The organism is Pseudomonas sp. R2-37-08W, from assembly GCF_003851705.1.
Taxonomy (GTDB): Bacteria; Pseudomonadota; Gammaproteobacteria; order Pseudomonadales; family Pseudomonadaceae; genus Aquipseudomonas.
Genome location: NZ_CP027728.1, coordinates 687720 through 699690, shown reverse-complemented (window position 1 = coordinate 699690; position 11971 = coordinate 687720). Strand labels below are relative to the sequence as shown.

The 11971-nt window shown below is 61.2% G+C and carries 12 protein-coding genes; 8 read left to right on the top strand and 4 right to left on the bottom strand.

What is annotated here, in order from left to right; genetic code table 11:
- Positions 1-9 precede the first annotated feature (9 nt).
- The 6 genes from C4J93_RS02955 to ureC all read left to right on the top strand — a co-directional run bounded on the left by C4J93_RS02955 (position 10) and on the right by ureC (position 4495).
- Positions 10-849, top strand: a complete 840-nt coding sequence (locus C4J93_RS02955) for an urease accessory protein UreD (protein ID WP_124428546.1) — start codon at positions 10-12, stop codon at positions 847-849.
- Between the two features lie 144 nt (positions 850-993).
- Positions 994-1296: an urease subunit gamma gene (ureA, locus tag C4J93_RS02950; protein ID WP_003171437.1), complete on the top strand. Its 303-nt coding sequence runs from the start codon at positions 994-996 to the stop codon at positions 1294-1296.
- 9 nt (positions 1297-1305) lie between these two features.
- Positions 1306-1818: a GNAT family N-acetyltransferase gene (locus tag C4J93_RS02945; RefSeq protein ID WP_124428545.1), complete on the top strand. Its 513-nt coding sequence runs from the start codon at positions 1306-1308 to the stop codon at positions 1816-1818.
- 5 nt (positions 1819-1823) lie between these two features.
- Entirely contained in the window at positions 1824-2357 is a 534-nt protein-coding gene (locus C4J93_RS02940) for a GNAT family N-acetyltransferase (RefSeq protein ID WP_124428544.1), read from the top strand.
- Entirely contained in the window at positions 2354-2659 is a 306-nt protein-coding gene (locus C4J93_RS02935; protein ID WP_124428543.1) for an urease subunit beta, read from the top strand. Before C4J93_RS02940 ends, C4J93_RS02935 begins: the two co-directional genes overlap by 4 nt.
- Before the next feature lie 135 nt (positions 2660-2794).
- Entirely contained in the window at positions 2795-4495 is a 1701-nt protein-coding gene (ureC, locus tag C4J93_RS02930; RefSeq protein ID WP_124428542.1) for an urease subunit alpha, read from the top strand.
- 122 nt (positions 4496-4617) lie between these two features.
- On the opposite strand, the gene C4J93_RS02925 is transcribed toward ureC, so the two are convergent.
- Positions 4618-5556, bottom strand: coding sequence for a DnaJ C-terminal domain-containing protein (locus tag C4J93_RS02925; RefSeq protein WP_124428541.1), 939 nt, complete (start codon positions 5554-5556; stop codon positions 4618-4620).
- Between the two features lie 236 nt (positions 5557-5792).
- On the opposite strand from C4J93_RS02925, the gene C4J93_RS02920 reads away from it, so the two are divergent.
- Positions 5793-7061 carry an Hsp70 family protein gene (locus C4J93_RS02920; protein ID WP_124365657.1) on the top strand — a complete coding sequence of 423 codons (1269 nt, stop codon included), beginning with the start codon at positions 5793-5795 and terminating at the stop codon, positions 7059-7061.
- Positions 7062-7184: 123 nt separating this feature from the next.
- Here the strand turns inward: C4J93_RS02920 and C4J93_RS02915 are convergent, their stop codons facing one another.
- Together C4J93_RS02915 and C4J93_RS02910 are read right to left on the bottom strand one after the other, a co-directional pair.
- On the bottom strand, positions 7185-8198 hold the full coding sequence (locus C4J93_RS02915; RefSeq protein ID WP_124361062.1) for an AI-2E family transporter: 1014 nt from the start codon (positions 8196-8198) through the stop codon (positions 7185-7187).
- Positions 8199-8375: 177 nt separating this feature from the next.
- On the bottom strand, positions 8376-8675 hold the full coding sequence (locus C4J93_RS02910; protein ID WP_124361061.1) for a PsiF family protein: 300 nt from the start codon (positions 8673-8675) through the stop codon (positions 8376-8378).
- A 235-nt stretch (positions 8676-8910) separates the two neighbouring features.
- Here C4J93_RS02910 and C4J93_RS02905 point away from each other — a divergent pair, with 235 nt between their 5' ends.
- The gene (locus C4J93_RS02905; protein WP_124402921.1) at positions 8911-9441 is read left to right on the top strand and encodes a bacterioferritin; all 531 of its coding nucleotides are present in this window, start codon (positions 8911-8913) and stop codon (positions 9439-9441) included.
- 118 nt (positions 9442-9559) lie between these two features.
- Here C4J93_RS02905 and C4J93_RS02900 read toward each other — a convergent pair whose 3' ends face one another.
- A complete protein-coding gene (locus C4J93_RS02900; RefSeq protein WP_124428540.1) occupies positions 9560-11626 on the bottom strand; it encodes an AsmA family protein in 2067 nt (688 codons plus the stop codon).
- Positions 11627-11971 lie beyond the last annotated feature (345 nt).

Below are 11971 nucleotides of genomic sequence, written 5' to 3'. Positions count from 1 at the left end.
CACAAAACCATGAACCTCCCCGTCACCCCTGCCCTGTTCACCCCCAGCTGGCGCGCCGAGCTGGAATTGGGCTATGCGCGTTTCGGCGACACCACACGCCCGGTGCTGCGCCGTCACCTCGGCCCGCTGCGCGTGCAAAAACACCTGTACGCCGAAGGCCCCGAGGTGTGCCAGCACATCATCGTGCACCCGCCCGGCGGCATTGCCGGCGGTGATCGACTCGATATCAGCGCACAGGTTGCCCAAGGCGCCTGGGCGCAATTGACCAGCCCCGGCGCGGCCAAGTGGTACCGCGCCAGCGGCCCGGCGTTTCAGCAGTTGAATTTGCGCGTGGAGGCCGGCGCGACCCTGGAATGGCTGCCCCAGGAAACCATCGTATTCAGCGCCGCCCAGGCCGAACTCAGCACGCGCATCGACCTGCACGGCGATGCGCGGTTGTTCTACTGGGACGTGGTCGCCCTCGGGCGCCCGGCCAGCGGCGAACGGTTCGACCTCGGCCACTTTCAATCGCACCTTGATATCCGTCGCGACGGCCAGTTGCTCTGGCATGAGCGCCAGCGCATTGTGGGCGGCGATGGGCTGCTGGATTCGCCTATCGGGCTGGATGGGCAACCGGTGTTTGCCACACTGCTGGTGACCGGTGAAATCGATGCTCAATTGCTCGAACACTGCCGTTCACTGCCCAACGCGGTGCGCGGCGATTTGACCCAACTGCCCGGTTTGCTGGTTGCGCGCTGCCTGGCCAGCGAAGCGCTGCTGGCGCGGGGATGGTTGATTGAATTATGGAAACTGTTGCGCCCCGCCGTATTGGGCCGCGAAGCGGTATCACCCAGAATCTGGAGCACATGAAGATCACATGTGGGAGGGGGCTTGCCCCCGATAGCGGAGTGTCAGGCAATGCATTTGTCACTGAACCACCGCCATCGGGGGCAAGCCCCCTCCCACACTTGATCTTCATTGTATTTATGAATGTATTTCACGACGGACTGAACCATGGATTTGACCCCACGGGAAAAAGACAAACTGCTGATCTTCACCGCCGGCCTGGTAGCCGAACGCCGCCTGGCGCGTGGGGTGAAGCTCAACTACCCGGAAACCATCGCCTATATTTCCGCCGCGCTGATGGAAGGCGCCCGCGATGGCCGCACTGTGGCCGACCTGATGCACTACGGCACGACCTTGCTCAGCCGTGAACAAGTGATGGAAGGCATTCCGGAAATGATCCCGGACATCCAGGTCGAAGCCACCTTCCCGGACGGCACCAAGCTGGTCACCGTTCATCAACCCATTGCGTGAGGCGCGGCAATGATTCGTGATGCTACCGAGCAAGACCTGCCGGCAATCCGCGATATCTACAACGACGCAGTGTTGAACACCACGGCGATCTGGAACGAACAGCCGGTCGACCTGGCTAACCGCCAGGCGTGGTTCAGCGCCCGCCAGGCCCAGGGCTATCCGATCCTGGTGGCGGTGGAAAACGCCGAAGTCACCGGCTACGCCTCGTTCGGCGACTGGCGGCCTTTCGAAGGCTTTCGCTACAGCGTCGAGCACTCGGTGTACGTGCGCAACGACCAGCGCGGCAAGGGCCTCGGCCCGCGCTTGCTGCAGGCCCTGATCGAACGCGCGCGCAGCGGCGGCAAACAGGTAATGGTGGCGGCCATCGAAAGCGGCAATCTGGCCTCGATCCACCTGCATGAACGCCTGGGTTTCATCACCACCGGGCAGATGCCGCAAGTGGGTATCAAGTTCGGCCGCTGGCTCGACCTGACCTTTATGCAACTGGCCTTGAACCCGGGCGCCGAACCGCCCAAGGAGTGAGATCGATGAGCGCTGCGCAACTGCGTCGAGTCAATGCTGAAAGCTTTGCCCATTACCGCCTCGGCTTGATCGAGCTGTTGCTGGACGCGGTCCGACATGGCGCCTCGGTGGGCTTCATGGCCGACTTCGATGAGACCCAGGCCCGCGCCTACCTGACCGGTGTGCAAGCCGGCATCGAAGACGCCAGCCTGTTGCTGTGGGTAGTGGTGCGCGATGAGCAGGTGGTCGCCAGCGTGCAGTTGGCCCTGTGCCAGAAAGCCAATGGCCTGAACCGTGCCGAGGTGCAGAAGCTGCTGGTGCACAGCAATGCGCGGCGCCACGGCCTGGGGCAGCAATTGATGAATGCCCTGGAACTCGCCGCACGCCAGCACAAGCGCGGCTTGCTCTACCTCGACACCGAAGCCGGCTCCGGCGCCGAGGCCTTCTACCAGTCGCTGCGCTACACCAAGGTCGGCGAATTGCCCGACTACTGCCAAAGCCCGGACGGGCGCTACAGCCCGACCGCCATTTACTTCAAGACCCTGGGGCAACCTGCATGATTCCTGGCGAATTCCAGATCCAGCCTGGCGAGATCGAACTGAACGTGGGCCGGCGCACCATCAGCCTGAGCGTGGCCAACAGCGGCGACCGACCGATTCAGGTGGGCTCGCATTATCATTTTTTCGAGACCAATGATGCGCTGACCTTCGACCGCGCCGCGAGCCGTGGCATGCGCCTGAATATTCCGGCGGGCACGGCGGTGCGGTTTGAGCCGGGGCAGAGTCGGGAGGTCGAGCTGGTGGACTTGAGCGGTGGGCGCCGGGTGTTTGGGTTTGCCGGTCGGATCATGGGCGACCTTTAGGGCCTCATCGGGGGCAAGTCGAATCGTCGCACCGCCCCTCCCACATTTTGACGGTGTTCACAAATCAAAGGTGGGAGGGGGCTTGCCCCCGATAGCGATCTCACATTCAACACATTTCTATCAGGGCAACCACACATGAAAATCACCCGCCAAGCCTACGCCGACATGTACGGCCCCACCGTTGGCGACAAGGTCCGCCTGGCCGACACCGAGTTGTTCGTCGAAGTGGAGCAGGACTTCACCGTGTATGGCGAAGAAGTGAAATTCGGCGGTGGCAAGGTGATCCGTGACGGTCAGGGCCAAAGCCAGTTGCTCGCCCATGAAGTGGTCGACACCCTGATCACCAACGCGCTGATCATCGACCACTGGGGCATCGTCAAGGCCGACGTGGGTCTCAAGAACGGCCGCATCCACGCCATTGGCAAAGCCGGCAATCCCGACATCCAGCCCGGCGTGACCATGGCCATCGGCGCCAGCACCGAAGTGATCGCCGGCGAAGGCATGATCCTCACCGCCGGCGGTATCGACTCCCATGTGCATTTCATCTGCCCGCAGCAGATCGAAGAGGCGCTGACCAGTGGCGTCACCACCATGATCGGCGGCGGCACGGGACCTGCCACCGGCACCAACGCGACCACCTGCACCTCAGGGCCTTGGCACCTGGCGCGCATGCTGCAGGCCAGTGATTCGTTCCCGATGAACATCGGTTTTACCGGCAAGGGCAACGCAAGCCTGCCCGAGCCGTTGATCGAACAGGTCAAGGCCGGCGCCATTGGCTTGAAGCTGCACGAAGACTGGGGCACCACGCCCGCCAGCATCGATAACTGCCTGAGCGTCGCCGATGAATACGACGTGCAGGTGGCAATCCACAGCGACACCCTCAACGAATCCGGCTTCGTCGAAACCACCCTCGCCGCGCTCAAGGGCCGCACCATTCACACCTACCACACCGAAGGGGCCGGTGGCGGGCATGCACCGGACATCATCAAGGCCTGCGGCTTGCCGAACGTGCTGCCCAGCTCCACCAACCCGACGCGGCCGTTCACCCGCAACACCATCGACGAACACCTGGACATGTTGATGGTCTGCCATCACCTGGACCCGAGCATCGCCGAAGACGTGGCCTTCGCCGAAAGCCGCATCCGCCGCGAGACCATTGCCGCCGAAGATATCCTGCACGACCTCGGCGCGTTCTCGATGATCAGCTCCGACAGCCAGGCCATGGGCCGCGTCGGCGAAGTGATCACGCGCACCTGGCAGACCGCCGACAAGATGAAAAAACAGCGCGGCGCCCTGCCCGGTGATGGCCCGGGCAACGACAACTTTCGCGCCAAGCGCTATATCGCCAAGTACACCATCAACCCGGCGATCACCCATGGCATCAGCCATATCGTCGGTTCCATCGAAGTCGGCAAATGGGCCGATCTGGTGCTGTGGCGCCCGGCGTTCTTCGGGATCAAGCCCACGCTGATCCTCAAGGGTGGCGCGATTGCGTCGAGCCTGATGGGCGATGCCAACGCTTCGATTCCCACCCCGCAGCCAGTGCATTACCGGCCGATGTTCGCCAGCTTCGGCAGCTCACTGCATGCCACCAGCCTGACCTTTATCAGCCAGGCCGCGCAGGAGGCCGGCCTGCCCGAGGCCCTGGGTTTGAAAAAGCAGATTGCGGTGGTCAAGGGCTGCCGTGATGTGCAGAAGACCGACCTGATCCATAACGATTACCTGCCGGATATCGAAGTGGATCCGCAGACGTATCAGGTCAAGGCCGATGGCGTATTGCTGTGGTGTGAACCGGCGGATGTGTTGCCGATGGCGCAGCGATATTTCCTGTTCTGACAACCGCCTCACTGTAGGAGCGAGCTTGCTCGCGAAACACTCAAGGACGCCGCGTTTATTCAGGTTGTACGCGTTATCGTTGACGTTCTTCGCGAGCAAGCTCGCTCCTACAGTAAGGCCGCTTAGAAGTTCTCGCGCGGATTGAAGTTGGCTTTCTTGGCCAGCTCCTGCCACAACGCTTTCACCTCGTCGCTACCTGCCGGCGGCATCACCGCCTTGAGCTGCACGAACAGGAAACCTCGCTGGCCAGCCTTGTTCAGTAGCCCATGGCCCTTGGCGCGCATGCGCTGGCCGTTCTGGCTGCCGGCGGGCACCTTGAGGTTGATCTTGCCGGTCAGCGTAGGCACCGGGACTTCCGTGCCCAGCGCCAATTCCCACGGCGCCAGCGGCAGGTTGATCACCAGGTTTTCGCCATCCACTTCAAACTTGGCATGCGGCGCGAACTTGATGATCAGGTACAGATCACCGTTGGCACCGCCGCCAATACCGGGCGCGCCCTGGGCCTTGAGGCGGATGCGTTCACCGTCGGCCACACCGGCCGGGATCTTCACGTTCAGGCTCTTGACCGTATTGCTCACGTGCCGGCCCGAAGCATCGTACTGAGGCACCTGGAAGCTGATCTGCTTGGACTCGGTGGACAGCGTCTCCTCAAGGGACACCGACAGCTGCATCTCCACGTCCTGGCCCTTGCGCCCGGCAGGGCGGCGCTGGCCGCCGCCGAACCCGTCACTGCGCGAGCCGAAGATCGAGCTGAAGAAGTCCGAGAAATCCTCAGTGCCCGCGCCACCGCCAAAACCGCCACGGCTCTGCCAGCCAGGTGGCCCCTGGAACGGCTGACCGTGCTGGCCATATTTGCGCAGCTCGTCGTACTCGGCACGCTTGTCGGCGCTCTTGAGGGCTTCATAGGCTTCGGACGCGTCCTTGAACTTGGCTTCGGCGTCTTTTTCCTTGCTGACGTCCGGGTGATATTTGCGCGCGAGCTTGCGATAGGCGGCTTTGATTTCCTTGTCGTCGGCGCTCGGCTCGACACCCAGAATCTTGTAGTAGTCTTTGAAATCCATCGGTGGTTCACCATCCTTAAACGAGATCGCACAGCCCGGACACAAGGTGCGCTGGTTTGCACGTGTTGAGTCTTGCGGCCTGGGGTGCGTCGGAGTTTTACAGGCACTTGCCGTATGCACCAGATGTGGGGGCGAATCACGCGCTTTCAAGCGCTATTTAACGGATGGTCGGCCTACGCATCCGGCGTCGACTGGCATACACTGCGCGGCCGTTTTGCAACCGGAACCCGATCGACATGAAAAACCCATCCCCAGCCCGTGCCTGCGGCATCGACTTCGGCACGTCCAACTCCACCGTCGGCTGGATCCGCCCCGGCGAGGAGACGCTTATCGCGCTGGAGGACGACAAGATCACCCTGCCGTCGGTGGTGTTCTTCAACTTCGAGGAGCGCCGCCCGGTATACGGTCGCCTGGCGCTGCACGAATACCTGGAGAACTACGAAGGCCGCTTGATGCGCTCGCTCAAGAGCCTGCTGGGTTCCAAGCTGATCAAGCACGACACCAGCGTATTGGGCACGGCGATGCCGTTCACCGACCTGCTGGCGCTGTTCATCGGCCAGCTCAAGAGCCGCGCCGAAGCCACCGCCGGCCGCGAGTTCGAAGAAGTGGTGCTGGGGCGCCCGGTGTTTTTCGTCGATGACGACCCGATGGCCGACCAGGAAGCGGAAAACACCCTGGTCGACGTGGCCCGCAAGATCGGCTTCAAGGACATCTCGTTCCAGTACGAACCGATTGCCGCCGCGTTCGACTATGAGTCGACCATCGAAAAAGAAGAGCTGGTGCTGATCGTCGACATCGGCGGCGGTACCTCCGACTTCTCCCTGGTGCGCCTGTCACCGGACCGTCGTCATAACGACAACCGCCAGAGCGACATCCTCGCCACCGGTGGCGTACACATCGGCGGTACCGACTTCGACAAGCAGCTCAGCCTGCAAGGCATGATGCCGCTGTTCGGCTACGGCAGCCGCATGAAAAGCGGCGCCTATATGCCGACCAGCCACCACATGAACCTGGCTACCTGGCACACCATCAACTCGGTGTACTCGCAGAAATCCCAGCTGGCCCTGAGCAGCATGCGCTACGACATCGAAGACACCGGCGGCATCGACCGCCTGTTCAAGCTGATCGAACAGCGTGCCGGGCACTGGCTGGCGATGGAAGTGGAAGAGACCAAGATCCAGCTGACCCATGAAGACAGCCGCCTGGTGTTGCTGGACCGGGTTGAGCCTGGCTTGAGCGTGGAACTGAGCCGCAACCTGTTTGAATCGGCCATCGATGGCCTGCTCGAGCGCGTGCGCAACAGCGTGACCCAACTGCTCAACGACGCCTCGGTGGATGTGGCCCAGGTGGACACGGTGTTCTTCACCGGTGGTTCCAGCGGGATCCCGGCACTGCGCCACAGCATCTCGGCGATGCTGCCGAATGCGCGGCATGTGGAAGGTAATATCTTTGGCAGTATCGGCAGTGGATTGGCGATTGAGGCCAGCAAACGTTACGGCAACTGAGTTGTAACTTGAATCTGCGGCGCCCCCATCGGGAGCAAGCCCCCTCCCACCTTTGATTTGTGAACACGGTCAAAATGTGGAGGGGGCTTGCTCCCGATGGCGTCAGCCCAGGCAACACAAAACCTAAACCATCCCACCCAGCTTCAGCTCACTCTTCAAATACGCATAATAAATCGGCCCCGCCACCACCCCCGGCAACCCAAATGCCGCTTCAAACACTAACATCGCCAGCAGCAACTCCCACGACTTGGCACTGATCTGCCCGCCGACGATGCGCGCGTTGAGGAAGTACTCGACCTTGTGAATCACGATCAAATACCCCAGCGCCGCCACGGCGACCCAAATCGACAGCGACAACGCGACGATGGTGATCAGGGTGTTGGACATCAGGTTGCCGATCACCGGCAGCAGGCCGAGCAGGAAGGTCAGCACGATCAGGGTTTTGGTCAGGGGCAGGTGAATGCCGCACAGCGGCAGCACCACGGCGAGGAACACGGCGGTGAAGGCGGTGTTGAGCGCGGCGATCTTGATCTGGGCGAAGACGATGTTGCGAAACGCCTGGACCAACAGGTGCAGGCGGTCGAACAACGCGGCGGCCAGGGGTTTGCGCTTGGTCAGGTCGGGCACGCGCTGCAGGGCGATGATCGCGCCGAGCACCATGCCGATCAGCAAGGTGACGAACATGTGGGCCGCGTCTTTGCCGACCAGTTGCAGTTCGCTCAGGTGTTTGCTCAGCCAGTCGCCGATGGCCACGCGGAATTCGGCGGCGCTGGCGGGCAGATAGGCATCGATGGACGGCGGTAACTGGCCGCGTGCGCGGTCGACCACGTGCATGAATTTATCCAGCGAGGCGCCGGGGTTTTCCGCTTCGTGCAGCAGGAAGCTGATCGCGCCGGCGAAGATCAGCGTGAGCACGCTGACGATCAAGGTACCCAGCAAGGCCACCGCCAGCCAGCGCGCACGCCGCCCTTCGATCAGCCGCTGCAGTTGGGGCGTAAGCATGTTGACCAGTTCATAGACCAACAGGCCAGCCAGCAGGCTGGGCAGCAGTTTCAGCGGCAGCACCAGCAGCAACCCGCCGAAAATGATGATGTAGCTGGACAGCAACAACACATGACGCTGAGAAAACGTTGGCATACAGCCTCAAAACGAACGGCGTTAAAGGATGTGCAGGAGCGAGCTTGCTCGCGAAGGTCGCCAACGATAACGCGTTTATTCTGAATAAACGCGGGGGTAATTGAGTTCTTCGCGAGCAAGCTCGCTCCTACAGGGGGGCTGTGTACGAGTGTCGCAGCCTTCTATGGCCTGGGGCTATCAATTCTTCAGGCAGGTACTCATGAAGGTCTTGCGCGCATCACCGGCCAACGCCTTGGTTTTCGCCGACGCGTTGCAATCCTTCATCTTCTGCTGCTGCGGGGTCAGGGTCTTAGCGTCATTGGCCGCCGGGGCCGACAGGCAGGTCTTCATGAAGGCCTTGCGCTCGTCGCCCTTGAGGGTCTTGGTAGAGGCTTCGGCATTGCAGGTGGTCATTTTGTTTTGCTGGGCGGTGGCGGCAAAACCTTGGGAACACAGCAGCAGGCTCATCATGATCAACGGAATACGCAGCATCTTCATGGAGTTTTCTCCCGGTTACCGTGCCGAAGGGCGCGGCCTACAGCGCAGTGTAGTCAAAACTCGTTACAACTTCACCGGCCATGGATATTCCAGTCGCCGCGATGCCAGTACATGGAGTGCTCATGACACATCCGGTAAATCCGATAAAACTTTTCGCCCTTTCCGCGACTCACAACCTGGAGCGATCACGCCGGCAGAGCGTGGCGTAAAACCGGATTAGCCCCAGGAGATTGAGATGACTGAAGCACACTTGACTGACGTTGCGACCCTGCGCAGCCGCGCCCGCCAGAACGTCGAAAACGGTGCCGTGACCGAAGGCTATGGTGCCGACCGCGAAGAAATCATCCGCCTGCTCAACGAAGCGCTGGCCACAGAGCTGGTCTGCGTGTTGCGCTACAAGCGTCATTACTTCATGGCCAGCGGCCTGAAAGCCAGCGTCGCCGCCGACGAGTTCCTGGAGCACGCCACCCAGGAAGCCGAACACGCCGACAAACTCGCCGAACGCATCGTGCAACTGGGCGGCGAGCCGGAGTTCAACCCCGACCTGTTGTCGAAGAATTCCCACGCCCAATACGTGGCGGGCAATTCGCTGAAGGAAATGGTCTACGAAGACCTGGTGGCCGAGCGCATCGCGGTGGACAGCTACCGCGAGATCATTCAGTACATCGGCGATAAAGACCCGACTACCCGTCGCATCTTCGAAGAGATCCTGGCCCAGGAAGAAGAACACGCCGATGACATGGCGGATATTCTGCAGGGTCTGTAACCCGTAACACCGCAATACCACTGTGGGAGGGGGCTTGCTCCCGATAGCATTGTTTCAGTCAAAGATTGATTGGCTGATACACCGCTATCGGGAGCAAGCCCCCTCCCACATTTCGTTATTACTTCACGGTTTTCGGCGCCTTGCCTTCTCGCATCTGTTGCAGCAACGGTGCGCACGCATTCGGCTCGCCGCCACTTGGGGCGACCAGTGCAAGCAACCCGGCAGCCGGGCCGGCGATCACACCCAGGGCGACCATGCCCGCGCCGCGCAGCGCCAGGGGGATGGCTTTCACCCCGGCATTGGGCTTGATGAACGGCCCGTTCACATATAACGGCGAGCGCAGGGAGAACAGACGAAAGCCCTTGGACTCCGGCGTAATGGTCAGGTCCAACTGCTCGGTCGCCATATTCGCTGTGCCATCGACGTAGATGATCGCGTTCTCGGTATCGAACACAAACAAGCGTGTCGTCGCCAAACCGGTCTTGATGCCGAAGTCCGCCGCCGCGCAGTTGATCTTCACTTCCTTGTCGCCAAACAGGCGCCCCACCACGTAGTTGCCCACGTTAAGGCCAGCGATTTCCATCAGGCCACGGCTGATGGCGCCGTCGTTGATCAGCATCTTCAAGTCACCGTTGGCCGTGCCCAGCAGTGCTGCCACGGAGTTGCCGCGCCCGGCAATATCGGCGTCGCCGTTGAGTTCACCAAAGCTGGTTTTCATCGGTTCAAAGGTCGGGAACAGCTGTTTGAGCTTGAAGTTACGCGCCGTGAGTTTCGCGCGGCCCTCCATCGGCGTGGTGCGCCCGTTCAAGCGGATCTGCGCATCGAGCTTGCCGCCGGCCACGCCGAAGCGCAGGGGCTCGAGGCTCAGCTCACCATCATTGAGCACCAGGTGCGTATAGAGGTCGGTGAAAGGCAGGTCGGCGCTGTGCACAATGCGTTTGCCGGTGAATTCCACATCGGCATCCATCTCGCGCCAGCGCTCGGTGCGGAATTCTTCAACCGGTAAGACTTTGGTCGCCGGTTGTTTGCTTTCGCCGCCACGGGCTTTTTGCTTGGCGTTGGAGTCGGCACCGATCAAGGGTGCCAGGTCATCCATCAGCAGCTGGTTGGACACCAGTGCGCCGCTGAGCTTGGGCCGTGGCTGGCTCGCAACGTAGGCCAGGTTGCCGTGGATGTCGCTGTTGCCGATCTTGCCGTTGAAGTTTTCATAACGAAATGAAGCGCCGCTGCCTTCGTGCAGCTTGGCGATCAAATGGCCGTCGGTTGAATACGCCGGCGAATCGGGCAATGTCACGCCGGTCAACGGGTAGAGGTTGCCGAGGCTGCTGCCCGACAGCTTCAGGCGCAGGTCGAGGGCACCGAGGTTGAGCGGGTCGGTCAGGGTGCCGGCCAGGGCGATGCTGGTGTCGGCTATCTTGACCTGGGCCTGCAGCGGGAACGGCTTGGCCGCGTCCTGCAAGGCGAGCAACCCGCCGATCTTGCCGGTGCCGGCGAGCGCCTGGCCATGGTATTGGCCTTTGACCTTGAGGCCGAACGCATAGTCCTGCGGCGCCGAGCCTTTCTCCAAGACCTTTTTGGCATCGGCGTCACCGACGATTTCACCGAAGGGAATCGGTTTGCCCAGCGGGTCGATGATCACATCGAGGCGGGTCTTGAGGGTCTGGTCGTCGAGGGTGACGTGGCCCTTGTCGAAGCCGATGGCGCCGATGTCCACCACCCAGCTGGAAGGCTCGGCGTCGGGGTCCTTGGGGTCGAACTTGAAGGTCCAGTTGGCCCGGCCGTCCGCCAGGCGCTGCAGGTCGGCGCTCGGTTCGGTGAGGTCGATACGCGGGATCACCACACGTTGTGCCAGCAAGGCCAATGGCGAAATACGCAACTCGACTTTCTTCAGCGTGACCATCTGCGGCTGCTTGGACCAGTCGGGGTTGCCCAGGCTCAGGTCTTCGGCAATCACATGGGGCCACGGCACCCATGCGCGCCAGCCGCCTTCGTCGGGCTCACGCTGCCACACCACCGCCAAGTTGCCATTGATGGCGAACGGGCGGTGCAACTCTTCGGAGACCTTGGCATTGAGGGGGGGCTTGATGCGGTTCCAGTCGAAGAACACCAGGACCAATACCGCGATGGCAATCAACAGAACGAAGCTGGCGCAGCTCCAAGCGACAATTTTTCGAGTGCGCGTCATTGCACAGGGCTCCTGAATACGACTGGCTGGGCAACAGCCTTTGACACAGCTTATAGGACTACGACTGGCAAAGTGCCTGGGGGTTTAACGCAACGGCCGATTTAGCCGAAAAAACCGATTTTCCTGATCAATCCGACAAGGTTGATCATCAACGACGCACCATTGTTACCCAGGTTCGTGTCGAAAATACCCACCCCGGTGCAAAACCGCGTGCTTGAGAGGCGCGTTCTAGAGCCTCCCGTGGGAACAATCAATTCTGTTGATTATTACCATTGTCTTTATGAACTTTTATATCGACTTATCAAGAGTAGCATTAGCCCTGTACCCACTTTATCGCCCTCCCAA